At 58.5% G+C, this 25,941-nt stretch carries 24 protein-coding genes; 19 read left to right on the top strand and 5 right to left on the bottom strand.

All coding sequences use genetic code 11. The features are described from left to right. The first annotated feature begins 315 nt into the window (after nucleotides 1-315). From traI to trbI, 12 genes are read left to right on the top strand one after another with little or no spacing between them, the layout of a single operon-like run. Nucleotides 316-954 carry an acyl-homoserine-lactone synthase gene (gene traI / locus AVI_RS25690; RefSeq protein ID WP_012649103.1) on the top strand — a complete coding sequence of 213 codons (639 nt, stop codon included), beginning with the start codon at nucleotides 316-318 and terminating at the stop codon, nucleotides 952-954. After that, on the top strand, nucleotides 951-1,922 hold the full coding sequence (trbB, locus tag AVI_RS25685) for a P-type conjugative transfer ATPase TrbB (RefSeq protein WP_012649102.1): 972 nt from the start codon (nucleotides 951-953) through the stop codon (nucleotides 1,920-1,922). Before traI ends, trbB begins: the two co-directional genes overlap by 4 nt. Further along, the gene (gene trbC, locus AVI_RS25680; protein ID WP_012649101.1) at nucleotides 1,912-2,316 is read left to right on the top strand and encodes a conjugal transfer pilin TrbC; all 405 of its coding nucleotides are present in this window, start codon (nucleotides 1,912-1,914) and stop codon (nucleotides 2,314-2,316) included. Before trbB ends, trbC begins: the two co-directional genes overlap by 11 nt. After that, nucleotides 2,309-2,608 carry a conjugal transfer protein TrbD gene (locus AVI_RS25675; RefSeq protein WP_012649100.1) on the top strand — a complete coding sequence of 100 codons (300 nt, stop codon included), beginning with the start codon at nucleotides 2,309-2,311 and terminating at the stop codon, nucleotides 2,606-2,608. Before trbC ends, AVI_RS25675 begins: the two co-directional genes overlap by 8 nt. A gap of 10 nt (nucleotides 2,609-2,618) precedes the next feature. Next, entirely contained in the window at nucleotides 2,619-5,081 is a 2,463-nt protein-coding gene (locus AVI_RS25670; protein ID WP_012649099.1) for a conjugal transfer protein TrbE, read from the top strand. Next, entirely contained in the window at nucleotides 5,053-5,862 is an 810-nt protein-coding gene (gene trbJ, locus AVI_RS25665; protein WP_012649098.1) for a P-type conjugative transfer protein TrbJ, read from the top strand. Before AVI_RS25670 ends, trbJ begins: the two co-directional genes overlap by 29 nt. After that, entirely contained in the window at nucleotides 5,859-6,086 is a 228-nt protein-coding gene (gene trbK, locus AVI_RS25660; protein WP_012649097.1) for an entry exclusion protein TrbK, read from the top strand. The genes trbJ and trbK overlap by 4 nt, the downstream gene beginning before the upstream one ends. Continuing rightward, nucleotides 6,080-7,264, top strand: coding sequence for a P-type conjugative transfer protein TrbL (trbL, locus tag AVI_RS25655; RefSeq protein WP_041699534.1), 1,185 nt, complete (start codon nucleotides 6,080-6,082; stop codon nucleotides 7,262-7,264). Before trbK ends, trbL begins: the two co-directional genes overlap by 7 nt. 14 nt (nucleotides 7,265-7,278) lie before the next feature. Beyond that, nucleotides 7,279-7,941 carry a conjugal transfer protein TrbF gene (locus AVI_RS25650; protein WP_012649095.1) on the top strand — a complete coding sequence of 221 codons (663 nt, stop codon included), beginning with the start codon at nucleotides 7,279-7,281 and terminating at the stop codon, nucleotides 7,939-7,941. 16 nt (nucleotides 7,942-7,957) lie between these two features. Beyond that, nucleotides 7,958-8,812 (top strand): P-type conjugative transfer protein TrbG, encoded by an 855-nt coding sequence (gene trbG / locus AVI_RS25645; RefSeq protein WP_012649094.1) that lies wholly within the window; start codon nucleotides 7,958-7,960, stop codon nucleotides 8,810-8,812. Next, nucleotides 8,812-9,288: a conjugal transfer protein TrbH gene (gene trbH / locus AVI_RS25640; RefSeq protein WP_012649093.1), complete on the top strand. Its 477-nt coding sequence runs from the start codon at nucleotides 8,812-8,814 to the stop codon at nucleotides 9,286-9,288. Before trbG ends, trbH begins: the two co-directional genes overlap by 1 nt. 12 nt (nucleotides 9,289-9,300) lie before the next feature. Continuing rightward, nucleotides 9,301-10,614: an IncP-type conjugal transfer protein TrbI gene (gene trbI / locus AVI_RS25635; protein ID WP_012649092.1), complete on the top strand. Its 1,314-nt coding sequence runs from the start codon at nucleotides 9,301-9,303 to the stop codon at nucleotides 10,612-10,614. Nucleotides 10,615-10,668: 54 nt separating this feature from the next. Here the strand turns inward: trbI and AVI_RS25630 are convergent, their stop codons facing one another. Then, nucleotides 10,669-11,559 (bottom strand): LysR substrate-binding domain-containing protein, encoded by an 891-nt coding sequence (locus AVI_RS25630; RefSeq protein ID WP_012649091.1) that lies wholly within the window; start codon nucleotides 11,557-11,559, stop codon nucleotides 10,669-10,671. A gap of 132 nt (nucleotides 11,560-11,691) precedes the next feature. On the opposite strand from AVI_RS25630, the gene AVI_RS25625 reads away from it, so the two are divergent. The 3 genes from AVI_RS25625 (at nucleotide 11,692) to AVI_RS25615 (ending at nucleotide 16,658) form a co-directional block, all read left to right on the top strand. Further along, on the top strand, nucleotides 11,692-12,807 hold the full coding sequence (locus AVI_RS25625; RefSeq protein ID WP_197434964.1) for an NAD(P)/FAD-dependent oxidoreductase: 1,116 nt from the start codon (nucleotides 11,692-11,694) through the stop codon (nucleotides 12,805-12,807). Nucleotides 12,808-12,900: 93 nt separating this feature from the next. After that, nucleotides 12,901-14,931, top strand: a complete 2,031-nt coding sequence (locus AVI_RS25620) for a hydantoinase/oxoprolinase family protein (RefSeq protein WP_012649089.1) — start codon at nucleotides 12,901-12,903, stop codon at nucleotides 14,929-14,931. Nucleotides 14,932-14,933: 2 nt separating this feature from the next. Then, entirely contained in the window at nucleotides 14,934-16,658 is a 1,725-nt protein-coding gene (locus AVI_RS25615; RefSeq protein ID WP_012649088.1) for a hydantoinase B/oxoprolinase family protein, read from the top strand. A 136-nt stretch (nucleotides 16,659-16,794) separates the two neighbouring features. Here the strand turns inward: AVI_RS25615 and AVI_RS25610 are convergent, their stop codons facing one another. The 3 genes from AVI_RS25610 to AVI_RS25600 are packed head-to-tail and all read right to left on the bottom strand — an operon-like array spanning nucleotide 16,795 to nucleotide 18,843. Further along, on the bottom strand, nucleotides 16,795-17,148 hold the full coding sequence (locus tag AVI_RS25610) for a RidA family protein (RefSeq protein ID WP_012649087.1): 354 nt from the start codon (nucleotides 17,146-17,148) through the stop codon (nucleotides 16,795-16,797). After that, complete coding sequence (locus tag AVI_RS25605; protein WP_012649086.1) at nucleotides 17,141-18,550, bottom strand: FAD/NAD(P)-dependent oxidoreductase; 1,410 nt, start codon at nucleotides 18,548-18,550, stop codon at nucleotides 17,141-17,143. Before AVI_RS25605 ends, AVI_RS25610 begins: the two co-directional genes overlap by 8 nt. After that, on the bottom strand, nucleotides 18,547-18,843 hold the full coding sequence (locus AVI_RS25600; protein WP_012649085.1) for a (2Fe-2S)-binding protein: 297 nt from the start codon (nucleotides 18,841-18,843) through the stop codon (nucleotides 18,547-18,549). Before AVI_RS25600 ends, AVI_RS25605 begins: the two co-directional genes overlap by 4 nt. Nucleotides 18,844-19,440: 597 nt before the next feature. Here AVI_RS25600 and AVI_RS25590 point away from each other — a divergent pair. The 4 genes from AVI_RS25590 (at nucleotide 19,441) to AVI_RS25575 (ending at nucleotide 24,803) form a co-directional block, all read left to right on the top strand. After that, nucleotides 19,441-20,982, top strand: coding sequence for an ABC transporter substrate-binding protein (locus AVI_RS25590; RefSeq protein WP_041699626.1), 1,542 nt, complete (start codon nucleotides 19,441-19,443; stop codon nucleotides 20,980-20,982). Nucleotides 20,983-21,136: 154 nt separating this feature from the next. Next, entirely contained in the window at nucleotides 21,137-22,090 is a 954-nt protein-coding gene (locus tag AVI_RS25585) for an ABC transporter permease (RefSeq protein WP_012649083.1), read from the top strand. Continuing rightward, nucleotides 22,087-22,944, top strand: a complete 858-nt coding sequence (locus AVI_RS25580; RefSeq protein WP_012649082.1) for an ABC transporter permease — start codon at nucleotides 22,087-22,089, stop codon at nucleotides 22,942-22,944. The genes AVI_RS25585 and AVI_RS25580 overlap by 4 nt, the downstream gene beginning before the upstream one ends. Continuing rightward, a complete protein-coding gene (locus AVI_RS25575; RefSeq protein WP_012649081.1) occupies nucleotides 22,941-24,803 on the top strand; it encodes an ABC transporter ATP-binding protein in 1,863 nt (620 codons plus the stop codon). The genes AVI_RS25580 and AVI_RS25575 overlap by 4 nt, the downstream gene beginning before the upstream one ends. Before the next feature lie 152 nt (nucleotides 24,804-24,955). Here the strand turns inward: AVI_RS25575 and AVI_RS25570 are convergent, their stop codons facing one another. Beyond that, nucleotides 24,956-25,879, bottom strand: coding sequence for a LysR family transcriptional regulator (locus tag AVI_RS25570; protein ID WP_139192341.1), 924 nt, complete (start codon nucleotides 25,877-25,879; stop codon nucleotides 24,956-24,958). Nucleotides 25,880-25,941 lie beyond the last annotated feature (62 nt).

Genomic DNA, 25,941 nt, shown 5'->3' with positions numbered 1-25,941 from the left:
ACGAAACTATCCCGCGATTCCCGGCTGGCTGCAAGGAATTTAAAGTTAACAAGAAGTTAACGCGATTGACCCAATTTTTTGATCCGGGTTGATTCATCGTTGAATCGTAATCGCTTAGCCTGCAGCATTGGCAAAAATTAATTGGACCGCAAGTGCAGATTTGCACATGAAATCAACGCTGCACTAGATCGATTGCACTCGCAAATCGCTCCTTGAACACCCGACTCATGAGAATCACTGGGTGCAGATCTGCACATAGCCACACGCTGAACGAGATGTTTTCTCTCCGCATCGTTTGTTGTTGCGGAGATCAACATGCTGATTCTGACCGTCTCGCCCGGCCAATATGAACACCAGACCACTTACCTGAAGCAAATGCACCGGCTTCGTGCCGAAGTGTTCGGAAACCGTCTGGAATGGGATGTCGCAATCGAGGACGGCGGCGAACGGGATCAGTACGACGCCCTCAGCCCTACCTATATCCTCGCGACGCTCAGTGGGCAGAGGGTGGTCGGCTGCGCGCGGCTCTTACCCGCATCAGGCCCGACCATGCTGGAGCGGACGTTCCCGCAATTGCTGGCAGCCGGCTCTCTCAGCGCTACCACGGCAATGGTCGAAAGCTCACGCTTCTGCGTCGAGACGACATTGCCGACGAGGAGGGCAGGAGGCCAACTGCATCTCGCAACGCTCACCATGTTTGCCGGCATCATCGAATGGTCAATGGCAAACGGCTACGACGAGATCGTCACCGCAACCGATCTTCGCTTCGAGCGCATCCTGAAGCGCGCCGGTTGGCCGATGACACGACTGGGCGAACCCGTCGTGATCGGCAACACCGTCGCCGTCGCCGGACATTTGCCCGCCGACCGAATGAGCTTCGAACGGGTCTGCCCGCCGGAATACCGTTCGATTATCGCCGACGACAACGGCCGCCCGTTCAGGAGCGCCGCGTGACCCAGCTTCGCTCCCATCCGCGCCTTGTCCGCAAACTCCAGGACGCACTCGGCGACCAGCTCTGCGTCGCCCTTGATGACGCGACGGTCGTCGAGATCATGCTCAATCCCGATGGTCGGCTGTTTATCGAGCGGCTCGGTCATGGCGTAGCACGAGCCGGCGCAATGACGCCTTCCGCCGCCGAAGTCGTGATCGGCAGCGTCGCCCACGCCCTGCAGTCAGAGGCTGACGATGAGCGGCCGATCATATCCGGCGAATTGCCGATCGGCGGCCACCGTTTCGAGGGCCTGTTGCCACCGATCGTGTCCGGGCCGGCATTTACGATCCGGCGGCGGGCGTCGCGCCTCATACCGCTCGACGATTATGTAAAGTCGAAAGTGATGACCGAAGCCCAGGCGTCTGCCATCCGCAGCGCTATCGATTCCCGTATGAACATCGTCATTTCGGGCGGAACTGGTTCGGGCAAGACGACGCTTGCCAATGCCATCATCGCCGAGATCGTCGCGGCCGCTCCGGACGATCGCATGGTCATTCTCGAAGACACCGCCGAAATCCAATGCGCCGCCGAGAACGCTGTCTCACTGCATACCAGCGATACGGTCGACATGGCCCGCCTCCTCAAAAGCACGATGCGCCTGCGTCCCGACCGCATCATTGTCGGCGAGGTTCGGGACGGCGCCGCACTGACCCTGCTGAAAGCCTGGAACACCGGCCATCCCGGCGGTGTCACCACAATCCATTCCAACACCGCGATGTCGGCACTGCGCAGGCTGGAACAGCTGACGGCCGAAGCAAGTCAGCAACCGATGCAGGAGGTGATCGGCGAAGCCGTCGATCTTGTCGTCTCCATCGAACGCTCGGGAAAGGGGAGGCGGGTCCGCGAGGTCATTCATATCGAAGGATACCGCAACAGCCATTACCAGACCGAACATTACGCCCAGATCGACGAGGACAGCCATGTCGCGTAAGACCCATCTTATCCTCACAGTCACAGCACTGGCCCTCGTCTCGCTCGGCTCCCTTGATGGGGCACTGGCATCTTCCGGTGGCGGCAGCCTTCCCTGGGAATCCCCACTCCAGCAGATCCAGCAGTCGATTACCGGTCCCGTGGCCGGCTTCATCGCACTTGCGGCCGTCGCCATCGCCGGTGCGATGCTGATCTTCGGCGGGGAGCTGAACGACTTTGCCCGACGGCTTTGCTACGTCGCGCTGGTCGGTGGCGTGCTTCTCGGCGCCACCCAGATCGTCGCCCTGTTTGGCGCGACAGGGGCGTCGATCGGCGAGCTTCATTCGCAGGCTGGCCCGTTCGATTATTCCCCCTCCGCCACGCTCATTGAAAGAGGGGAGGGGAATCGTGGCTGACGCCGGCTCCAATCTCATCCGGTCGCGGGTCCATCGGGCGCTGTCGCGTCCGAACCTGTTGATGGGCGCCGACCGCGAACTTGTCCTGCTGACGGCGCTTGTGGCCGTCATCCTGATCTTCGTGGTGCTGACCTGGTACGCCGCGCTGTTCGGGATCGCGATCTGGCTGGTCGCGGTTGGAGCCCTGCGCATGATGGCGAAAGCCGATCCGTTAATGCGGCGGGTCTATATCAGGCACATCTCCTACAAAACCTTCTACCGCGCGACATCGTCGCCATGGCGCAAGTTCTGAAGAGGTCGAGATGGTCGCCCTCAAATCCTTCCGTCATTCCGGGCCATCCTTCGCCGATCTGGTGCCTTACGCCGGTCTGGTCGACAACGGCGTCATCCTGCTGAAGGACGGCTCGCTGATGGCCGGCTGGTACTTTGCCGGCCCTGACAGTGAGAGTTCGACGGACGCCGAACGCAATGACGTCTCTCGGCAGATCAATGCGATCCTGTCGCGGCTCGGCTCCGGCTGGATGATCCAGGTCGAAGCCGTCAGGGTGCCGACTGCGGATTACCCGCAACAGCCCGACTGCCATTTTCCTGATCTTGTCACCCGCGCGATCGATGCGGAGCGACGTGCACATTTCCAGAAGGAAAGAGGGCATTTCGAGAGCCGGCATGCGCTGATCCTGACCTGGCGGCCGCCGGAGCCGCGGCGCTCCGGCCTGACCCGCTATATCTATTCGGACACCGCCAGCCGGTCCGCAACTCACGCCGACAAGGCGCTGGACAGCTTTCTCTCCTCGATCCGGGAGGTCGAGCAGTATCTAGCCAATGTCGTGTCGATCCGCCGGATGATGACGCGCGAAACGTCGGAGCGCGGCGGCTTTCGTGTTGCCCGCTATGACGAGCTTTTCCAGTTCATCCGCTTCTGCGTGGCCGGCGAGAACCATCCGGTGCGCCTGCCGGATATCCCCATGTATCTTGACTGGCTGGTGACGGCGGAACTCCAGCACGGGCTGACGCCGCTCATCGAGAATCGCTTTCTCGGCGTCGTCGCGATCGACGGCTTGGCCGCAGAAAGCTGGCCCGGCATCCTCAGCGCGCTCGATCTGATGCCGCTGACCTATCGTTGGTCGTCGCGTCTTATCTTCCTGGACGCGGAGGAAGCGCGGGCAAAACTCGAGCGCACCCGCAAGAAGTGGCAGCAGAAGGTCCGGCCTTTTTTCGACCAGCTATTCCAGACCCAATCGCGATCGCTTGATCAGGACGCCATGATGATGGTGGCGGAAACCGAGGATGCGATTGCCGAGGCGTCGTCGCAACTCGTAGCGTATGGCTATTACACGCCGGTTATCGTCCTGTTCGAAGAAGACCAGACTCAGCTTCAGGAAAAGTGCGAGGCGATCCGCCGTCTCATCCAGGCCGAAGGGTTTGGTGCCCGGATCGAGACGTTGAATGCGACCGATGCCTTTCTCGGCAGCCTGCCCGGCGTCTCCTACGCCAATATCCGCGAGCCGCTGATCAATACGCGCAATCTCGCAGACCTCATCCCGCTCAATTCGGTCTGGTCCGGAAGCGCGGTCGCACCGTGCCCGTTTTATCCGCCAGCCTCACCGCCACTGATGCAGGTGGCGTCGGGTTCGACCCCGTTCCGCCTCAACCTGCATGTCGACGATGTCGGTCACACTCTGATTTTCGGTCCGACCGGATCCGGCAAATCCACCTTGTTGTCGCTGATCGCTGCGCAGTTCCGGCGTTATGCCGGTGCGCAAATCTTCGCATTCGACAAGGGCGGCTCGATGCTGCCTCTGACGCTCGGGCTCGATGGCGATCATTATCAGATCGGCGGAGATGCGACTGGGGGAGGGGAGGGGAAGGCACTTTCGTTCTGCCCGCTCGCAGACCTCACGACCGACGGCGACCACGCCTTCGCGGCCGAATGGATCGAGATGCTCGTTGCGCTGCAGGGTGTGACGATTACTCCCGATTATCGCAACGCCATCTCCCGACAGGTTGGGCTGATGGCGGAATCACGCGGGCGGTCGCTATCGGACTTCGTGTCGGGCGTGCAGATGCGCGAGATCAAGGATGCGCTGCATCACTACACTGTCGACGGGCCGATGGGCCAGCTTCTCGACGCCGAGGAAGACGGTCTGGCGCTGGGCAGCTTCCAGTGCTTCGAAATCGAGGAGCTCATGAACATGGGCGAGCGCAATCTTGTCCCTGTCCTGACCTATCTGTTCCGTCGTATTGAAAAGCGTCTGACCGGCGCGCCAAGCCTGATCATCCTCGACGAGGCCTGGTTGATGCTCGGCCATCCGGTCTTCCGCGACAAGATCCGCGAATGGTTGAAGGTGTTGCGCAAGGCCAACTGCGCCGTCGTTCTTGCCACCCAATCGATCTCGGACGCCGAACGCTCCGGCATCATCGACGTCCTGAAGGAGAGCTGCCCGACCAAAATTTGCCTGCCGAACGGGGCGGCCCGAGAGCCGGGCACGAGAGAATTCTACGAGCGCATCGGCTTCAACGAGCGCCAGATCGAGATCGTCGCGACCGCCATTCCGAAGCGAGACTACTACGTCGTCTCGCCGGAGGGCCGTCGTCTCTTCGACATGGCGCTCGGACCCATCGCGCTTTCGTTCGTCGGCGCTTCCGGCAAGGAAGATCTGAAGAGCATCCGAGCTCTCCATTCAGAACACGGGGCCTCGTGGCCTCTTCAATGGCTCCAGCAAAGGGGGATCGCCCATGCCGAAACGCTCTTTCAAACTGAATAAGGTTGTCTGCGTAGCTATTGGCGCCGCCGGCATCTTACCGATCGTCCTGCCCGCCTCGGCGCTCGCCGGCGGCGTGACGGGGCAGGCGACGGAATGGACGCAGCTTGCCAACAACACCGAGCTGATAAGCCTCGTCGGCAAGTCGGCCGAACAGGTCAACAACCAGATCACCCAGATCAATCAGCTGGCCGAGCAGATCCAGAACCAGCTCAATATCTACAGGAACATGCTTCAAAACACTGCGCAGCTGCCGGACCATATCTGGGGGCAGGTCGAGAACGACCTCAAAAACCTGCAGAACGTCGTCAACGAGGGGCAGGGCATCGCCTTCTCAATGGGCAATGTCGAAGATGTCATGAAGCAGCGTTTCCAGAGTTTTGCCGAGACGAAGAGCAATCTGCCTGATGGTGCGAGCTTTTCCACGACCTACCAGAACTGGTCCGACACCAACCGCGATACGATCGCCGGCACACTGAAGGCCGCGAACCTGACGTCGGAACAATTCTCCAGCGAAGAAAGCACCATGTCGTCGTTGCGCTCCATATCGGAATCATCCGACGGCCAGATGAAGGCCCTGCAGGTCGGGCATCAGATCGCCGCCCAGCAGGTGGCGCAGATGCAGAAGCTGCGCGGTCTCGTCTCGCAACAGATGACGATGATGGGCACCTGGTATCAGTCGGAGCAGGCACAGAAGGATCTGGCTCAAGCGAGGCGTGAACAGTTCTTCAGCGGGACCGAACACGACATCCGCGGCGGCCAGACGATGGAGCCACGCTGGTGAGCTCGCGTCTGATCGTCATTCTCGCGCTCTTGGCCGTCGTCGCCGCAGCAAGTGCAGGCATCGGCACCTGGATTACTGTCCAGCCGGAGCCGGCCTCCGGATCTGGCGCGGCCGCGACCGATACTCCTTCGAGTGAAGAACAGCGCCGGCGTCGTGATCAGTTCTTCGGCGGGGATTCAAATCGTGACATCCGCGGCGGCCAGGAGATGAAACCGAGATGGTAGTTCACCCTTCCTCCAAGCTCGAACTGGCTTTCGTCGCGATCGGCCTCGTCCTGCTGGCAAGTTCGCCGGCGCTTGCGCAGCAGGGACAGGTTCTGACCACGCTGGAAAACTCCGTTGTCACCGCCGCCAAGGGCTGGGAGACGACGGTCATGAACGCCGCGCGATCGTTGTTCTGGATCCTCGCCGGCATCGAGGTCGGAATCGCCGCCGTGTGGCTGGCGATCAACGCCGCCTCGCTCGACAGCTGGTTCGCCGAACTTGTCAAACGCATCATGTTCATCGGCCTGTTCGCCTTCATCCTCGACAGGGGCCCGGAGTTCGCCAAGGCCGTGGTCGACAGCCTCTATCAGATCGGTGCGGGCGGCGGTTCGGCCTCGCCTGCCAATATCTTTGACGCTGGTATTCGCGTTGCGACTAAAATGTCTGAACAGGCCAAGTTCGGACTGTGGGAAGACAATGCGCTGGCCATCGCTGCCGTCTTCGCCATGGTCGTGGTCGTCGTATCATTCTCGCTGGTGGCCGCAATCTTCGTGGCCGTGATGGTCGAGATGTATGTCGGCCTGCTCGCCGGCATGATCATGCTCGGGCTCGGCGGCTCCTCTCATACCAAGGACTTTGCCGTCAAATATCTGGTTTACGCCTTCTCCGTCGGCATGAAGCTGATGGCGCTGGTGATGATCGCCAAAATCGGCTCCGACATCCTGCTCGGCCTTGCCGAAGCGCCGACGGCGACATCTGAACAGTTCATCACCACCTTGGCGATCGCCGGCATCTCGGTCGTGGTCTTCGTCATCGCCATGTATGTACCGCCGATACTGCAGGGTGTGGTCCAGGGCGCATCGGTCGGCGGTGGCATGGAGGCCATCCGCCACGGAGGACAGGCAGCCTCCGCTGCCCTTGGTGCCGGCTTCCTCACGATCGGTGCTGCAAATCGGGGCTTTGAGGCAGCAGGTGCCGCGAGGGCAGGGGGAGCGTCATTGGCAGGTGCCGCCATGCGCGGGTTGGAAGCCGGCGTTGGCGGAGCGGCCGGCGCAGTTGGCTCGGCTGCCAAGGACAAGGCTATCGGCTCGCCCGGTGCCTATGCCGGTTCGATGCTCGGCCTCGCCAACGCCAAGCTCGACCAGCAATCCGGCCGGGCCGGTACAAAGCCGCCACCGCCGATCAATGACAAGAAGTAAGAGGCTGACAGCGCATGGCTGGACCCACTCCACCAGACAACCCCTATATCGCTGCGCGCAACGAATGGAACGAACGCTACGGCTCATACGTGAAAGCGGCCGCCGCCTGGCGCATTGTCGGCATCACCGGCATGACAATGGCGGTGATCGGTTTCGGCTATGCGCTCTACCAGAGCACGCAGGTGAAGCTGATCCCCTATATCGTCGAGGTCGACAAGCTCGGCACGGCCGTCAATGCCGGCTTTCCGCAGCAGATCGAATATGCCGATCCGCGCGTGGTGCGTGCTACGCTCGGCAGTTTCGTCTCGAACTTCCGCTCCGTCACGCCCGACGCCGTCGTCCAGAAACAATACATCGACCGGACCTACGGGCTGCTGCGGACATCCGATCCGGCGACCGAAAAGGTCAATGCCTGGTTTCGCTCGAATTCGCCGTTCGAAAAGGCGAAGACAGCGACCGTGGCCATCGAGGTCAACAACATCGTCGCGCTATCGAACCAGAGTTATCAGGTCGACTGGACCGAATTCGAGCGCGATCGGCGAGGCAAGGAAACGGCGACACGCCGCTTCCGCGGCATTGCCACTGTGACGCTGACGCCACCCCAGGACGAAGGCGTCATCCGTCTTAATCCAATCGGTCTCTATCTCCGCGACTTCGACTGGACTGCACAGCTTTGAAAGGCATGGCCCGAGAATGAATATCAGACACAGAAGACAACGGGCTACGCTGGCCATCGGCCTCTTGGTTTTTGCGATCGTCCCCTTGACCGTCCTCGACCCCCGGACTGTGCTTGCCGCTGATGGTGTCACCGCCAACGAGGCGAAAGGCATGGGGCTCTCGACCCAATGGCGCGGGTCGAAAGGCCTGGTCACCAAGGGCGCGGACGGTAAGGTGATCTTTCTCTATGGCGAGGTTCAGCCATCGGTCGTCTGCTCACCGCTGCAGGTCTGCGATATCGAACTTCAGGGCGGCGAGGTAGTGCGCGATGTGCTGGTCGGCGATACGGTCCGCTGGAAAGTGGAGCCGGCGACATCGGGCGCGGCCGGGGGCCAGGCCATCCATCTTATCGTCAAGCCATCCGAACCGGGACTTGTCACCTCGATGGTGGTGACCACATCCCGGCGGACATATCATATCCAGCTCAAGTCGCATCCCACGCAATATATGGCCCGCGTCGGCTTCGAATACCCCGAGGATGTTTCCACGAAACTCGCCGACGTCAACGCGCGGCTTGAAGCCAGTACGATCCCCGGCGCCGGGGTGCCGGCGGAGCAGCTGAGCTTTTCCTATTCCATATCAGGCAGCGCCGGTTGGCGGCCGACACGGGTCTATTCCGATGGCCTGAAAACCTACATCCAGTTCCCGCGGTCGATCTCGGGTCAGGATGCGCCGGTTCTCTTCGTCGTCTCCGGTGGCCAGAACCGTATCGTCAACTACCGCATGAAGAGCAATATGATGGTGGCCGATTACAACATCGATCGCGCTGTGCTCGTCTCAGGCGTCGGCTGGAAACAACAAAAGGTAACGATCACCAGGGGAGGGCGGTGATGAAGATTCTTGCCTTCATTCGACGCCCCCTGAACCTTATACCTAGCCTTGCTGCCGCCTGCATCCTCGCCATCCTCCATTCCGGGTGCCAATCGATCGACACAGAAGGTCTTGTCGCCAGCAACGCGCCGCCCGAACTCTCAGGACCAGCGGCGAGCGCCATTGCCGGTGACATGGTCAGCCGCCTTGCCGAACAGATCGGGCCGGACAAGGCAACCGTTGCACTAAAGGTCGATACTTCACCCTTCGGTCAGGCAATGGAGGCGGCGCTGAAGGGATGGGGTTATGCGGTCGTCACCGACCAGAAGACGGATAGCGGAACGACCGTCGTCCCACTTGCCTATGCGATCATATCATTCGACGGGCAGGTGCTGGCGCGCCTTTCGACCAACAGCGTCGAACTCGGCCGCGCTTACACGGTGACTTCGACCGGTGCCACGCCGACGAGCGCGCTTGCGCTGATGCGGCGCGGGTGAGGGGAGAATATCATGGTACAATCCCTCAAACTCGGCGGCGCGCAAAACAGTCAAGCGGCATCGGGGATCCGGCGGATCAATCGCCTGCCGATCGTCGTCGTTATCGTGCTGGCAGTCGCCTTCCTTGGCATCATCTTCTATGGGCTTGCCTCGCGTGGGCTTTATTTCGGGAGGGATAAAGGCCCGGAGACCAGTTCCGGCGATCCTGCCTCAACTTTTGCCGATCAGATCAAGCGCGGTGTCACCGACGGTATTATCGGCGAACCGCAGCAGCAGACAACGTTTCAGCCGACTCCGGTCGAAACAAAACAGGTTGAGGAGAAAGCGGCCAACCCCTTCACTCAGCAACCGGCACAGAGACAGGAGCAACGGCGCGGGCAGGAACTGGAACCGGAGGAGGTCTGGCGGGCACGGCTTGCCCGTGAACAACAAGAGCAGATTCTCCGCGAGCAACAGCGCCAGCGGATGGCCCGGATGCAGGCCCGGGACACGGCATATGACGCCCCGCTTGCCATCGACCGCGGCAAACTGGAAGCGCGATCAACAACAGATGACGCGACTGCGGGCAGAACATCCACTGCAACGGCAACAACCTCGGCAAACCCTTCGGACCTCTATTCGGCCGCGCTGCGCGCTGGCCTTGACGGCCAAAACGTCGATCCGAATGGACAGCGACCCAAGGAAGACTTTTTCAATGCCGATCTCAAGGATCTCGGTTACCTGTCGAACCGCGTCGTGCCACAGCAATCGGCATTCGAATTGAAGCGCGGCTCCGTCATTCCTGCGACACTCACTACAGGGATCAATTCCGATCTTCCCGGACGCATCACCGCCCAGGTGAGCCAGAACGTCTATGACAGCGCGACCGGACATCGCCTGCTGATCCCGCAAGGGACGAAACTGTTCGGCCGTTACGACAGCAAGGTATCGTTCGGCCAGAGCCGCGTGCTCGTCGTCTGGTCCGACATCATCTTCCCGAACGGCTCGACACTGCAGATCGGTGGCATGGCCGGGACGGATGCCGAAGGTTATGGCGGGTTCAGGGACAAGGTGAACAACCACTACCTTAAAACATTTGGCTCGGCTGTACTGATTGCCCTGATCGGGACCGGCATCGATATGGCAGTACCGGAGAGTTCGACGCTAGCAACACAGGACACGGCCTCGGATGCAGCCCGGCGGAATTTTGCCGAGACCTTTGGGAGAGTCGCCGACCGGACGATTCAGCGCAACATGGACGTGCAGCCAACGCTCGAAATTCGGCCCGGCTACAAGTTCAATGTGCTCGTCGATCAGGACATAATCTTCCCGGGCAGCTATCGATGACTACATTCGCGCCGCTGGAATGGCGTTAGAGATTTATAGGGGAGCGACTTAAGTTTAGGCGTAGTTCTTGGAAAGATCTTCAAAGATCGAAATCACTGCCATCAGGTCGCTACTTAATTTTTCGCCGTAAGGCTTGATGAAGGACCAGTGGAACTCTTCATCAATTTGTACAGGGCGGGATACGCCGCCACGATTGACGTGATCCTGTGCTGTGAATGGGTCGAGGATCGCCACCCCGAGACCTTTTCTAACCAGTGCAGCAATAACCGGTGAAATAGGCGCTCGCGCATTTACGACTGGAGGCGTCGTCATGTGCGCGAAACGGTGATCAAGCATCCGGCCAGTTGCCGTAGCATCGGTATAATTGATGAACTCCATGCCAGAAAGGTCCTGGAGCCTTATTATCTCGTAGGCCGCTAGAGGATGCCCGTCAGGCATGACACATCTATACGGAAGTGACCCCGATTTAACCACGTCAACTTCATTGGCGTGATGGGTTGGTGAGGTCAACCCGAGAGGACATTGTCGTGTAGCGACCTGACGGACGATGCTTTGGGTCGGCATCGCAAGAAGTTCAAGACGAAAGTCTGGGTGAGATACACGAACATCCGCCATCACGTCCGGCAGGATTGTCTGCGCCAATGCCGGCATCACCGCAACCGAAACCGTTCCGCGTCGTCCTTGTCGGATTTCTCGAGCGGCCTGCTCGATCACGCGCAAACCGAGGAAGCTGCGTTCGATTTCAGCATTAAACTCATGGGCTTCGCGCGTCGCGACGATGCGCCCGCCATGTCGGCTAAACAAGCGCAGTTGCGTGTATTCTTCGAGGTCCCTGACTAGGCGGCTGACGGCCGGCTGGGATACGTTGAGCTCCTCCGCTGCGGCCGAAACGGTGCCTGTGGTCATCACGGCACGGAACGCTTCCAGAGCGCGCTGACTGATCATGGGATCCTCCCTATAACAAATGCGGATGCTCACCGAGCATAATTTTATTTGTCTTATACCAGATGGCATAACAAAACTTCTTCATCAACATTGCGACGGGCGAAGATGCGGGATCTAGGGACGAGAGACATCGTGGTCGTTGGCGGCGGCCTCATCGGTACAGCAGTTGGTTTGGGCCTTGCGACGCTCGGCGCCGATGTTGCTCTCCTAGAGGGCGAGGACACCAATTTTCATGCTGCGCGCGGCAATTTCGGCTTGGTCTGGTCTCAGAGCAAGGGCGCGCGCGGCCGCGATTATGCCAGTTGGACCTGGAGCGCTGTCAAAGCATGGCCTGAGTTTGAGGCAGATATCCGGCGCTTGAGCGGAATCGACACCCACTACCGTTCCGGGCTCGGTCTGTCGCTGTGCCTTTCAGAGCAGGAATTCGAGAAGCGGGCAAAGCTGATCAATCGCGTTGCCTCCTACGGATTGCCCGGGAGCGATGGCCGCATGATTGGCCGCAACGAGGTGCTTGAGATACTGCCTGGCATTGGACCAGATGTGGTGGGCGGCTCCCTTTCTACACTTGATGGCGATTGTCATTCGCTCGCCCTTTACCGGGGCTTATACGGATCGTTCATAGCCGCGGGCGGCAAACTGCGGAGTGGCAGAGCTGTCGACAAGATTGTCTCCCGTGGCAGTCACTATGAGGTTTTTGCAGGGGATGTCGTTGTCCGCGGCCGAAAGGTAGTGATCGCTGCCGGGCTCGGAACGAACGCACTTGCCGTTCCTTTGGGATTTCGTTCCTTCGTGCGACCGGAGAAAGGCGAAATCCTGGTAACCGAACGGATCAAGCCCTTCCTGCCAATTGTACTCGCATCACTGCGTCAGACCCCAGAGGGTACCGTTCTGATGGGAGATACGAAGGAAGATGCCGGCCTCGATGACCGCTCGACGCAACGTGGCATGTCCCACCTCGCCAGCCGGGCGGTGAGAATGTTTCCCCTGATCGGACAAAGCCGCGTCATGCGAAGCTGGGCTGCGCTGCGGGTGATGACCAGCGACGGCGATCCAGTCTACGACGAGTCGCCGACCCACCCCGGCGTCTTCGTCGCTTCCACACATAGCGGCGTCACTTTGGCGCCGATGCATTGCGGTTCTCTTGCGCGCTGGATTGCAGGTGACCAGAAGCCTCCGGAATTCCAGTCCTTCAAGGCGTCTCGCTTCTTGGGCGCGGAGGTGGCGGAGGCTGCACATGCCGATCACTAGAAACACACAGTGTGCAGCCTTGACTGCCTAACAAATCGACGGACAGGTACGACAGTTCCTGTCCACTCATCCATCCACGCAGGAGTATGACCAATGTATCGAATAGGCTTCGATGTCGGCGGGACCTTTACCGACTTTACCGCAATTAACGTAAAGACCGGCGAGGCCAGTCATTACAAAACCTCGTCCACGCCACATGACCCTTCAGAAGCGATCGAGACTGGTCTAGCCTATTTCATCAACGAGCGTGGCTTTCGGCCGGAAGATATCGAATTCGTCGGCCATGGCACCACAGTTGCGACCAACATGGTCATCGAACGCCGTGGTGTACCAACCGGCCTGATCACGACGCGAGGCTGCCGTGACGTGTTGGAGATTGGCCGCCAAACCAGGCCAAACCTATACGACTACAGCGTTGTAAAACCTGAACCGCTCGTTGAGCGATGGATGTGCATCGAGGTCGCGGAACGACTAAATGCCAACGGCGACATGCTCGTCGCACTTGACGAGGAAGCTGTGCGAAACGCAGCCGAGCAGATGAGGCAGGCGGGAATGAAAGCCGTCGCCATCGGCTTCCTGCATTCTTACATTAACGATGCGCATGAACGTCGGGCTGCGGAGATCGTACGCGATGTACTGCCGGACGCCTACATCAGCATCTCTTCCGACATCCTTCCTGAATTCCGTGAATTCGAACGATTCTCGACCACGGTCATCAATGCATATGTCGGTCCTCGAATGGATCGCTACCTCCAGCGTTTCGTAGAACGGCTGAAGACGCTCGAAATCGCATCTCCACCACGCACGATCCATTCCAACGGCGGGCTGATGTCTGTCGACACGGTGCGTGCTTATCCGGTGCGGACCTGCCTGTCAGGTCCAGCAGCAGGCGTTGTTGGAGCAGCTAAAGTTGCGCAGCGCTCTGGCTTCTCCAACATCATCACCTATGATGTGGGAGGAACAAGCACGGACGTCTCGTTGGTGCTCGATGGGACCCCTGCCTTTACGACCAGTCGTCTCGTTGCCGATTATCCGGTTCGCGTACCGATGCTCGACATTCACGTCATCGGCGCCGGTGGCGGCAGTATCGCTGCAATCGATGATGCGGGAGCGCTCAAGGTCGGCCCTCGTAGCGCCGGCGCACACCCTGGTCCGATTGCCTATGGGCGCGGCGGCACTGAGCCGACAATCACCGACGCCAATCTCGTCCTCGGCCGCCTCTCGTCCGACACCTTGCTTAGCGGCCGTATGAAGGTCGACACGGAGGCTGCGCGCCGGGCCATCAATGAGCAGATCGCTAGCCCCCTTGGTCTCAGCGTTGAAGAAGCGGCATTGGGCATCATTCGTATCGCTGTTGCCAGCATGGGCCGCGCCATTCGGGCAGTGTCTACGGAGAAAGGTCATAAGCTTTCGGAATTTGCTCTGTTCGCCTATGGCGGCGCGGGTCCCTTGCACGCAGGGGCAGTAGCACGCGAAGTCGGTCTCTCTGCCGTCCTCGTCCCAACTCAGCCTGGCACGATGTGCGCGCGCGGCATCCTGCTTTCTGACATCGGTTTCGACTTCGTCCGATCGGGCGTCTTCGAAGCGACGGAAGAGAGCTGGCCAAGCGTTCATGCGCAATTCGAGCGTATGCAGGTCGAGGGTCAGGCATGGCTTGACGGGGAAAATGTCGCGGCAGACAAGAGGTCGATGTCTTATGTCATCGACGCCCGCTACGATGGCCAGAACCATGAAGTCCAGGTCTTTATGCTGGACGGAATCAATACGTCCTATCAGACTTTTGTGGAATCGTTTCAAGCGGCGCACCGCCATGAATATGGCTACGATATCGATGGCCGGGCCATTGATGTCGTCAATTTGCGCCTCAGCGTTAGCGGTGCGGTCGCGGCCAAGGCTGATTCCGAACACCAGCCGGATGGTGGTGAAGGCAAGGTAGGATCGAGGCAGGTCTACTTCGATAAAGGCTGGTTTGAGACAGCGATCTACAATCGCTCGGCTCTGCCTATCGGAGAGCCGGTTGAAGGACCCGCCATCATTCAGGAAATGAGTTCCACCACTATCGTCGAACCTGGCCAGTCTGTGCGTGTTGATGCAACAGGCACTATGATCATCGAGGTCCTCTAATCATGAGCAACACCGAAACACTTATCGACGCTGAGCGCATTGCCGATCCCATCGCAATGGAGGTTTTCACCAACCGCCTGCTGGCAATCGCCGACGAGATCGCAAACGCAATGATCCGCGCTTCGTTTTCGTCCAACATCAAGGAGCGCAAGGATTGCTCTGTCGCGCTCTTCTCGTCCGATGGACGCCTTATCGCGCAGGCTAGTCATATTCCGTTGCATCTCGGTTCGCTAATGGGCTCGGTTCATGCGGTTCTAAAACGATACTCTCTCCAGAAAATCACCGCTGGCGACGTCTTCCTCTGCAACGATCCCTATGTTGCGGGCGGCACGCACACGCCGGACATCTCGGTGATCACCCCGGTGTTTCACGAGGGCAAAATTCGATATTTCACTGCGAATATCGGTCACCATTCGGATGTCGGCGGCACTGTTCCTGGCTCGATCCACGGCGGCGCCATATCGATCTTCGAGGAAGGTCTTCGCCTCCCGGTCATGAAACTCTATCGGGCCGGTGTTCTCGATGAAGATCTCCTGTCCATGATCTCGTTGAACTCCCGGTCTCCAGAAGAGCGCTGGCTCGATATCAAGGTGCAGGCGGCAGCAAATGAACGCGGGGCACGGCTGATGCTTGAGCTGACCGACGCACTCGGTGCGGAGCAGGTCACTCGTTCGATCGAGGACGTCTTCGCCTATACCTCCGCCCGATTGCGCAACCGCATTGCTGAGATGCAGGACGGAACAGCTTCGTTCACGTCTTCTATCGAAAGCGATGGTCTCGGCGACACGCCGGTGAAGATCCAGGCGAATGTTACCGTTTTGGGTTCGAAGCTTAGCGTCGACTTCAACGGCTCTGGTCCCCAGGCGCGCGGCGCGATGAACGTCGCAGAAAGCGCCCTCCATGCCTCCGTCTATTACGTGGTCAAGACGTTGCTCGATCCCGGCCTCTTGCCGAATAACGGTATGTTCACAAATATCGAGATCACTGCGCCAGCGGGAAGCATTGTAAACCCGTCGGCTCCTGCGGCTGTCGGCGCTCGCTCCATCACCTGCAACAAGGTCGTCCGCGCACTGATTGGCGCTTTCGCTCAGCTGTTGCCGCCCGAACGCGCAATGGCGGCCGGACAGGATATTGTTCCTGTGATGGTCTTCGCTGGCAAGCGACGTGGCCGCAAGGATGGGTACGTGTATCTCGAATCGATCGGCGGTGGATCGGGTGCGCGCCATGACGTCGATGGCATGGACGGTGTCCACGTCCACGTCACCAACACATCAAACCTGCCGATCGAGCCGCTTGAGACCGAATATGATCTGATCGTCAAGGAATATGCGCTGGTCAATGGCTCGGCGGGTGCGGGCGAACATCGCGGCGGGATGGGAATTGCCCGCGAGATAACGGCTCCCAACGGCAATGTCATTTTCACTGCCCGCTCGGATGGACACCGTGAAGGCGCTCCAGGTGCAGGCGGCGGTGGATCTGGAAGACCAGCGCGATTGGTGATGACGGCCGCAAACGGCGACGAAAAGTTGCTCAACCCGATGATCGCAAACTTGCCGCTTCAACCGGGTGACAGCGTTCGCCTTGAAACCCCTGGCGGCGGCGGCTTTGGTGCCCCCGGCCTGCGGAAGAACTCAGACCTCCGTCGTGACTTGCGCGATGGTCGGTTAAGTGCGGCGGAAAGCGAGGCCCAATACGGCGCTTCCAAAACCGCGGAGGCGCGGCACTAGCCGCGTCGCTCGACGAATTGCAATCGTGAACCGAAAGAAACCCCGCGATAGCAAACGCGGGGTTCTTGTTATTCAGTCCGCTGTTGAGCTTAAAGGCTTGCCGAAAACCCCCCAGTCCATCATTCCCAGCGATCGGTTATCGCGAGCAAGCGGCGGCCGAGACGACCACTTCGATGAGTATACCCTTGCCAAGCTCGGCAACACCGATGGTCGCGCGGGTCGGAAGGATTTCGGCCGGCAGCCATTCCAGCCACGCTTCGTTCATTCCGTCTTTCTGCGAGAAATCCGTGATATAGAGCATCGCGGTCAGGAGTTTGTCCTTTGAGGAGCCAACCTTGGCGAGCAGCGCATCGATTTTTGCACAGATTTCCTCGGTCTGTCCCTTCATGTCCTTGCTCTTGTCGTCGGCAACAAGCCCGCCGAAATAAAGCACACCGTTATGTTCGACCACGCGGTGGTTGATCGTATGAGGCTCGTAACGTTTAATCATGGACCTCAGTCTCCTTCTTTGTGTTGCTCATTGCTCCTTCGCCATGAACCGCGGCAAGTTCCGAAAGAACAAGCGGTTTCAATGGCGGTCGAATGCGGTAATAGTCGATGGTTTGCGGGGTCTCGCCTCGCTCACGCGCAATGATTTCGGTGACGGGCAGACCACAAACTCGACCTTGGCATGGCCCCATGCCACACCGAAGAAATGATTTGAGCTGATTGGGTCCTTGTACGCCGAGCGCAATGTTGCGACGGATATCGCCAGCGGTCACCTCTTCGCAGCGACAGACGATCGTCTTGTCATCGGGGAACAAGACTTCCTCGGAAGGGGCATAGAGGCTTTCAAGGAGAGGTCTTACCGCACTGTCCTTGCCGAGTTCCGCGATCAGTTGCGTCAACCGCTCGCCGTTCCCGCGCCCCGATCGTTCCGCGACCTTCAAAGCCGCGATACGTCCGCGAAGCGCCGCTGACACCGCGCCGGCGATCCCCGCGCCGTCGCCGGCTACAAAAACACCAGGAACGCTGCTTTCGCCGAAGTGATCAAGAACTGGCACGAAGCAGCGTTGATCGCCGTTCCATTCGTGTTTGCAACGCAATAGTCGGGTGATCTGCTGATTTGGGACAACGCCCTGATGGAGGGCAACCGATGAAGTGGCGAGATGAATCGGTCGGCCACGATGATCGAAGGAGATACCTTGCACCGATCCTTCGCCCTCGATGCGCACATTGCTGGCTTTGTGATAGAACGGTATGTCTGCTTTCTTGATGTCGCGAAGAAGGCGGAGCCCCTTCGCAAGGTAACGCCAGCCCTTGAGTGCGCCCGGTAGATGATTGAGCACGGCCCGGACGGGCATCGACTGCCCCATATCGACGATCGCCCTTGGTGGGGCGCCCGCTTTTATCATCTGAAACGCAATAAGATAGATAAGCGGCCCCGACCCAGCCAGTACGACATCGTCGTTGATGGCACCGTGCGCCTTTAGCAGAATCTGGAGGGCGCCTGCCGTTGTAACGCCTGGCAAGGTCCAACCTGGAAGTGGCATTGCTCGCTCTACGGCACCGCTTGCGACGAGTACGGATTTCGCTGAGATCCGGTCCGACGTGCCTGCCCTTGCGTAATCTATCGTATAACTGTCCTCGATGTTCCAGACAGTACCTGAAGGAATATAGGTTATGCCGCTGGCACGAAAGGCTGCGACGAGATCAAGTCCAGCTGCGTAGTCTTTGCCAAGAACAGCGAGGCGTTGGTGGTCCGCGGCTTCGACAGAACGATAGATCTGCCCGCCTGGCGCCGGCTGCTCGTCAATAAGGGCAACGGTCAATCCGGCCGCGTCCGCCTCGATCGCGGCAGCCATACCTGCCGGGCCCGCACCAATGATGGCCAGGTCGTAACTTTGTATCATCCCTGCAACTCCGCAGCGCCGCGCTGCTTGCGAACGGCCATACCTTCTTCAAGGAGGGTCATGCAGGCTTGCCGGTTCGGGACACCATTGATCTCGACGAGACACTCGAAGCAGACGCCCATGAGACAATAGGGGCCGCGTGGCGAACCGGAGACTGACGTGTTGCGCGTCACCTGCTCCGAGGCCAAAAGAAGTGCCGATGCGACAGTGTCGCCCTTGCGTGCACGCAACACGTGCCCTTCAAAAGAAAAGGTCAATTCTGCCGCACTTAGCCCGGCAATATGTTTGAACATCGTATCCCTCAAAATGTCACGACGCGTCGTTTCGATGACATACTGTCAAGCGCGGCCAAGTTAGGCGTGAGGAGGCGCAGCCGGACAGTTTGATCCCGGAAAAAATAACACGTCGGATTGATCGAGATTTATCAGTTTATAGATAGGCCCTATGTCAAAACATTATACGCGCCACTTGGAGTGCGACAGGAAGAATTCGATAGATTGCGCCTCTATCGACGCGAGATCATATGCCATCGCACCCTCCCTATAATAAAACTGAATACTGAATACTGATAATTCTATTGGCGTTATCCAGTCACCAATGCGAGCATTTGAGCGTTGCACGATACATGCGGAGCAAGGCAATGTTTCTCAGCCTTGCATTCGAGAAACCAATAAAAGGGGTATGCAACGTGTTGGGAGAAAAGGAAAAATCCGTCCAACTCGACGTCAGCTTTACGTGCGGTTTGACCGCGTGTGACGGTGGCGCTGCCTCGGGCCAAGGCCCCGTGCCGCTTAAGACAGCCTCCCGGAAGGCACCTGGTATCTTCCGGTTTCTGTAGCGCTTCGGGCCAAGTGCAGACGCTAGCGCAGTTCTAACTCAGGATGGATTTCATGGACAACGTCAGTCGCATTACTTCCCTTTCTCGCAGAGGGTTCGTCTTGGGTTCGCTTGCGACAGGAGCGATGATCGCTACCGCACCACATGCGATGGCACAGTCTGCTGGCCAGTTGCGTTTCGGGCTATCGTCTTATCCAACCAACCTCGCCCCCTTTCAGCATGGCGGAACCGCAGCGGGCGCCGTCAAACTCGCTATCCATCGGGGACTCTTCGGTTATGCGCCCGACGGTAAAGTTCGGCCGGAGCTGGTTGAAAAATGGAGCCGCGAGGGAGACCGGCAGTGGACATTCACCTTGCGGAAGAACGCGGTCTTCCACAACGGTGACCCGGTCGACACTGCCGCCGTCAAATACATGTTCGATCAGATCACGGCGGAGAAGTCGACTGCCTACCTCAAGGCGGCTTACCAGGAGATCGAGAAGATCGACCTTGTCGACGCGCTAACCTTTCGCCTGACGCTCAAAGAGCCAAACGAAACGCTTCTCTACAATCTCGCGAGTTTCAACAGCCCCGTCATCTCTCCGAAATCGACACAGGACCAGATTATCGGCTGCGGCCCCTATCGCATAACGGAGCAGGAGAGGGGGTCTTGGATTCGCGTCGAGGCCTCCAAAGCTTTCTATCGACCCGGCCTCCCCAAAGTGGCAAAGATCGAATTCAAAGCATTTGCAGACGAAGATTCGCGCGTCGTTGCGTTGGAATCGGGTGATGTCGATATCGTCGAATTCGTACCCTGGCAGAGTATGGCGCGCATCGAAGGCGAGAGCAACTTGCGTCTCGACGCGGTCGATGGGCCGTGTCTCGGGATAACTTTCAACATGAAACAGGGGCCGTTCGTTGACAAGCGGATCCGTCAGGCTGTTGCATATGCAGTCGACCGCAGCGCAGTATTGCAGGCCTCGTTCTTCGGGCGCGGTTCCATACTCGAAGGTCTGCCCATCCCGAAAGATTCCTTTGCGTTCGATCCGGCCCTGCAGGGCCACTGGAAACGCGATGTCGAGAAAGCGAGAAAGCTGATGCAGGAAGCCGGTGCATCCGGTGGGATTGCCGCAACAATGCTCTCGACATCGCAATACGGCATGCATCGATCCGCCGCGGAAATTTGCCAGCAAAACCTCGCGGACATCGGCATTGCAGTCGAACTACAGCTTCCGGACTATCCGACGCGCATGCAACTTGGTAATCGCGGCCAGTATCAGTTCTCGATCACAGGCTATCCGGCTCCCTATGCTGACCCGGACGCCCTTAGCGTCATTCTCTCGGGCAGCCCGACGGGATCGTATCTCCGCTCTTATGGATATGAGAACAAGGAGGTCGATGATCTCCTCAAGCGCGGCCGCGCAGTGGCGGATCTCAACGAGCGCAAGAAGATCTACAGCCAGATCGCCGTCAAGGCCCTGGATGACGCAGCCTTCGTCGGACTAACCTGGCGCTCTGAAGGCTATGCCATGAAGAAATCGGTGCAGGGTTTCCATAACTTGACTGGCCCCGCCACGATCTTCTCACCGACGACGCTCGAAGAAACCACACTCTAATCCTCTCTGCGGGGCATTTCGATTGGTCATTCGTGGCCGGCCAAAGCCTTTAGTTGCGGGCCGACTGCGGTGGTGTGAGCTCTTCACCACAGTCGGTGACATGGATAGTCGCCGAACAGGCCAAATCGAGCCTGGCGGTCAAAAAGGAGACATCATGTTTGCTTACGTCGCCAGACGGCTTGGTACAGCGCTCATTATCGTTTTTTGTGTCGCAACTGTGGTCTTTTCTGCCCTTCATTTGGTGCCGGGAGATCCGGTCGAATTGTTGCTGTCCGGCGGAGGAGGCGTTGCACCTCCTCCAGAAGCCGTAGCAGAATTGCGCGAACAGTTGCATCTCGACCGACCGGTATTCGAACAATATCTTGGGTTCCTAGAGAGAAGCGCCCGGTTCGATCTCGGTCGCTCGTTCCTTGATAACAGCGAAGTCGCCAGCCAAGTTGCTTCTCGTCTGCCCCGGACGCTGGAACTCGTCCTGGTCGCACTCGTGCTCGCGCTTTTAATTGGCCTGCCGAGCGGGACATGGGCAGCCTACAATCACAACGGCACTATCGATCGCACCGGACTCGCTATCTCTTCGTTCTTTCTCTCGGTTCCGGTCTTTGTGATTGGCGTCGCTCTCATCTACGCGTTCTCGCGCAAACTTGGTTGGTTCCCGTCAGGTGGCTTTGTCCCCATCACCGATAACGTTCTGCAGCATTTTCAAAACCTATTCCTTCCTGCGCTTTCAATCGCGCTTGGATTGAGCGCAATATTCTTCCGCATGATCCGAACTACCGTGCTCGAAACGATGCGGCGTGATTGGGTACGGACCGCCCAGGCGAAAGGCGTTCGCCCGAGCCGGATTGTAAGGATGCATGTTGTCAGGAACGCGCTCGGGCCGGTCGTCACTCTCGTCGGCCTCAATGCCGGCCACATGCTCGGCGGAACCGTCCTCGTCGAATACATCTTCAACTATCCCGGCCTGTCTTCCCTTCTCGTGCAGGCCGTCGAACAACGCGACTATCCGATTGTGCAAGGCGTTGTGCTGACCATTTCTGTCTGTTTCGTCCTTATCAATCTGGCTGTCGACATCATCTACGGCTCCCTTAACCCGAGGATCCGTGGATGAACGCCATATTCTCAACCCGTTTCGTGAAAGACAGCCGGACCCGTGCTCTGATTTTGCCGGGCGCGATCCTCATGATGATCCTGCTCGTTGCTACCCTTGCCCCGATCATACCGTTGTCCGATCCGACAAAAATGAACGTCGCCCAACGCTTCAGTTCACCTACAGCAACCTACTGGTTGGGAACTGACGAATTTGGTCGCGATATCCTGAGCCGGCTCATTTGGGGAGCACGTGCGACCCTCGCTGTCGCGCTTTCCTCATCGATTATTGCCTGTGTAGCGGGTGTGTCACTGGCCTTGATCGGAGGTTACCTTGGGGAGTTGGCGGAAACCGTTACCGTGCGGCTGACAGATATCATCCTCTCGTTCCCGACCATCCTGCTCGCTCTGCTTGCTGTTACTATCCTGGGGCCGAGCCTCTGGACCTTGATCTTCGTTCTTTCAATTTTGAACACGCCCGGCTTCACCCGCGTCGCATACGGCGAAGTCCTTGCGCTGCGGACAGCAGAATTTGTTGAAGCGGCTCAAGTGCTTGGTCTTCGAACGCCGAGGATACTTCTCGGGACGATCCTGCCGAATATCCTGGCCCCTATACTCGTTCAGTTCTCGCTCACAGTCGCTTCCGCCATCGTGGTCGAGTCCGGACTTTCGTTTCTTGGCCTCGGCGTCGTGCCCCCGACACCTTCCTGGGGAACAATGATCCGTGGCGCGCGGGCAGCACTCGACTTCAACGTGCTCGTTCTTGTGTGGCCATGTCTTGCCCTGATTATCTCAATATTCACGCTCAACTGGCTTTGCGACGGACTGCGTGACGCTCTCGACATTCGTTCCAGAAAGACCGGAGACGCCGAATGATCACGCCTCCTATGCCTTCGCTCGAAACGCGCAGTTCACCGGAAGTGGTACAGCCCGTTCTTTCGGTTGCAGATCTGAAAGTATCGTTCCAAATGCCAAACGGCTGGAAGCCGGTGGTCCATGGCATTTCGTTCGATATCAAGCCTCGCGAGACAGTCGCCATTGTCGGCGAATCCGGCTCGGGCAAAAGTGTCACCTCGCTTGCGATCATGCGGCTGCTGCCCGCAGAGCAAAGCCGAATAGAGGGGAGAATTCACCTCCACGGCAAGGAGTTGCTATCTTTGCAGCCTTCAGAAATGCGGGAGATCCGCGGCCGCGACATCGGTATGATTTTTCAGGAACCGATGACCAGTCTCAACCCATCGATGAAGATCGGCATACAAATCTCCGAAGCCTTGATCAGTCATCGCGGCATGGATTGGGACGAAGCTGCGAAAGAGTCGGTGCGCTTGATGGAGCGCGTGCGCATTCCTGTGGCTTCCCGGCGATTTCACGACTATCCGCATCGTCTGTCGGGAGGCATGCGCCAACGCATCATGATCGCCATGGCGCTTGCTTGCTCACCACGCCTTCTCATCGCTGATGAGCCTACGACCGCGCTCGATGTGACCATTCAAGCCGAAATCCTTTCTTTGATGCGCGAGCTTCAGGAGGAAGAGGATATGTCCGTCCTTTTCATCACCCATGACATGGGCGTGGTTGCGGAGACGGCTGACCGAACTCTCGTTATGTATCATGGCAACATGGTTGAGCAGGGTTCTACTGAGCGGCTGTTTTCAAAAGCGGAGCATCCCTATAGCCGTGCGCTCATCTCGGCCGTCCCGCAGCTCGGCTCGATGAAAGATATCACAAACCCGGTCCGTTATCCGGTGATCGATGTGAAAACGGGCGAAGAGACGATAGGCGCCCGTGCAATGCAATCCTCACCGAAGTCGGAGCAGGTACCGTTACTCCAAGTTCAGGATCTGCAGGTTCGCTTCAATATCCACTCAGGGCTTCTCGGTCGGGTTAGCGGTCGCGTACACGCGGTCGAAAACGTTTCCTTCGACTTACAGGAGCGGGAAACGCTTGCGATTGTGGGAGAGTCGGGCAGTGGTAAGTCAACGATCGGTCGAGCGATCACACGCCTCGTCAATACGGTCGGAGGCGATGTCCGGCTCCGAGGGAAAAGTGTTCTTGACTTGAAGGGTGAAACAGCCCGCCAGATGCGCCAACAGGTGCAAATGATCTTCCAAGATCCCTATGCGAGCCTCGACCCTCGTAAGTCAGTCCGCAAGGCGATTGCCGAGCCGATTCTTGCACACAGTCTTGCACGCGCCAGCGAGATTGATGGAATCGTGTCCGATCTATTGATGAAGGTTGGCCTCCCGCCTGAGGTGATGCACCGACGTCCCCATGAGTTCTCCGGCGGGCAAAGGCAACGGATATGCATCGCGCGCGCTCTCGCCCTGAAACCAGCTATTCTCGTGGCTGACGAGGCCGTTTCTGCGCTCGATGTCTCCATCAAAGCGCAAGTCATCAATCTGATGATGGATCTGCAGCAAGAACTCGGACTGTCGTACCTCTTCATCTCGCATGATATGGCTGCGGTGGAACGGATCAGCCATCGCGTTGCAGTTATGTACCTGGGGGAGATTGTAGAGATTGGGCCGCGTCAACAGGTGCTGAACAATCCCTGTCATCCCTATACCCAGAAGCTGATCGCCGCCGTGCCGGTTCCAGATCCTGCTTTACGGAACAGGGACAAGCCGAAAGACAGCGCCGGCGAAATACGCAATGCGGTTAGACCGGTCGATTTCGTCGTTCCGGAAAGGCGGTACCGAGAGATTTCTGCAGGACATCTCGTGATGGATGCCTAACCTGACGCCGTTATAGGTAGCAGAGACTTGAGTGGGCCATCGCGGATAAGCCCGGCGGGCTGGAATTGTGAGTAGTCGAGCCGTAGCGTGCATGGCTATTCCCCAGGCGCCGCAATCGAACATGGCCTCCCGACAGGACGATCTCTTGTCTGTCACCCAAAGATCGGCGACTGATACTCTTCCGCCAGGAGGTGTATCTCCTGCGCAAATTGCCTAGCAAGCTGTGACATCGGTCGTTGCTGAGCAGTTACCATGGCGAATCCAAAATCGAGCTCGGGAACCAGCAGACGTGCTTCAATCCCGCGGCCGAGAAAATTGATTGCCGTGAAAGCGTCAATGATCGTCACCCCTAAGCCTCTGGCAACGAAAGAGCAGGCGATGGCGGAGAGGGGCGTTTCGATAGCGCCAGGGCTACCGGCGCGCGTTCCCAACGCCCGCTCGATGGTGTGGCGAAGGTAGTTCCCGCGGTCCAGCATCACGATGCGTTCGTTTCGCAACTGATCTGCCGATACCGTCTCATTTTTGGCCAGCGGGTGCCCCTCCGGCATCACCACGACTGCGCGTGCCTTGATCGGTGTCGTGTTGAGCATCGGGCGGTCCGCCGGGACCGCTGCAAATCCCAGCTCGAATTGCCCTCCAGCCACCCGCTCCAGAACGAGGTGCGATGGGATACCATCGAGTGTGATTGAAAGCTTGGGGCGAGTTCCGCTAAACTTTGCCAAACAATATGGCATGAACCCGAGAGCCATCGCAGGAAGTGCAGCGATCCGCAACGATCCTGTCAGGGAATTGCGCAGGTCAACCGCGAAGGTGCGCAACTGGTCCATACCAAGGTACGATCGTTCGACTTCGGCCAAAAATGCGGTTGCTTCGACCGTCGGAGTGATTTGGTTCCCCCTCCTATGAAACAACGCGATTTTCAGATCGTCCTCGAGGTCGCGGATCAGGCGGCTAATTGCTGGTTGGGTAATCCGCAAGGTCTCAGCGGCGGTCGTCATACCACCGGTTAACATGACGGCGCGAAAGGCCTCGATCTGGCGTCCAAAGTTTGACATCCCTCCATAATATTTATGCATCGAAGACCGTCAATAATGAATTTGACTTTATCGAGCCGCGACACAAAATCGAGGCGCAAAAA

Origin of the sequence: Allorhizobium ampelinum S4 (assembly GCF_000016285.1) — a bacterium.
GTDB lineage: Bacteria > Pseudomonadota > Alphaproteobacteria > Rhizobiales > Rhizobiaceae > Allorhizobium > Allorhizobium ampelinum.
This window is presented reverse-complemented; position numbering and strand designations above follow the sequence as displayed.

Excerpts from the sequence above, each read along its gene's own strand:
- traI (WP_012649103.1), top strand. The coding sequence starts at position 316 with ATGCTGATTCTGACCGTCTCGCCCGGCCAATATGAACACCAGACCACT.
- trbC (WP_012649101.1), top strand. The coding sequence starts at position 1,912 with ATGTCGCGTAAGACCCATCTTATCCTCACAGTCACAGCACTGGCCCTC.
- AVI_RS25670 (WP_012649099.1), top strand. The coding sequence starts at position 2,619 with ATGGTCGCCCTCAAATCCTTCCGTCATTCCGGGCCATCCTTCGCCGAT.
- trbJ (WP_012649098.1), top strand. The coding sequence starts at position 5,053 with ATGCCGAAACGCTCTTTCAAACTGAATAAGGTTGTCTGCGTAGCTATT.
- trbL (WP_041699534.1), top strand. The coding sequence starts at position 6,080 with ATGGTAGTTCACCCTTCCTCCAAGCTCGAACTGGCTTTCGTCGCGATC.
- AVI_RS25650 (WP_012649095.1), top strand. The coding sequence starts at position 7,279 with ATGGCTGGACCCACTCCACCAGACAACCCCTATATCGCTGCGCGCAAC.
- trbG (WP_012649094.1), top strand. The coding sequence starts at position 7,958 with ATGAATATCAGACACAGAAGACAACGGGCTACGCTGGCCATCGGCCTC.
- trbH (WP_012649093.1), top strand. The coding sequence starts at position 8,812 with ATGAAGATTCTTGCCTTCATTCGACGCCCCCTGAACCTTATACCTAGC.
- trbI (WP_012649092.1), top strand. The coding sequence starts at position 9,301 with ATGGTACAATCCCTCAAACTCGGCGGCGCGCAAAACAGTCAAGCGGCA.
- AVI_RS25630 (WP_012649091.1), bottom strand. The coding sequence starts at position 11,559 with ATGATCAGTCAGCGCGCTCTGGAAGCGTTCCGTGCCGTGATGACCACA.
- AVI_RS25620 (WP_012649089.1), top strand. The coding sequence starts at position 12,901 with ATGTATCGAATAGGCTTCGATGTCGGCGGGACCTTTACCGACTTTACC.
- AVI_RS25615 (WP_012649088.1), top strand. The coding sequence starts at position 14,934 with ATGAGCAACACCGAAACACTTATCGACGCTGAGCGCATTGCCGATCCC.
- AVI_RS25610 (WP_012649087.1), bottom strand. The coding sequence starts at position 17,148 with ATGATTAAACGTTACGAGCCTCATACGATCAACCACCGCGTGGTCGAA.
- AVI_RS25605 (WP_012649086.1), bottom strand. The coding sequence starts at position 18,550 with ATGATACAAAGTTACGACCTGGCCATCATTGGTGCGGGCCCGGCAGGT.
- AVI_RS25600 (WP_012649085.1), bottom strand. The coding sequence starts at position 18,843 with ATGTTCAAACATATTGCCGGGCTAAGTGCGGCAGAATTGACCTTTTCT.
- AVI_RS25590 (WP_041699626.1), top strand. The coding sequence starts at position 19,441 with ATGGACAACGTCAGTCGCATTACTTCCCTTTCTCGCAGAGGGTTCGTC.
- AVI_RS25585 (WP_012649083.1), top strand. The coding sequence starts at position 21,137 with ATGTTTGCTTACGTCGCCAGACGGCTTGGTACAGCGCTCATTATCGTT.
- AVI_RS25580 (WP_012649082.1), top strand. The coding sequence starts at position 22,087 with ATGAACGCCATATTCTCAACCCGTTTCGTGAAAGACAGCCGGACCCGT.
- AVI_RS25575 (WP_012649081.1), top strand. The coding sequence starts at position 22,941 with ATGATCACGCCTCCTATGCCTTCGCTCGAAACGCGCAGTTCACCGGAA.
- AVI_RS25570 (WP_139192341.1), bottom strand. The coding sequence starts at position 25,879 with ATGCATAAATATTATGGAGGGATGTCAAACTTTGGACGCCAGATCGAG.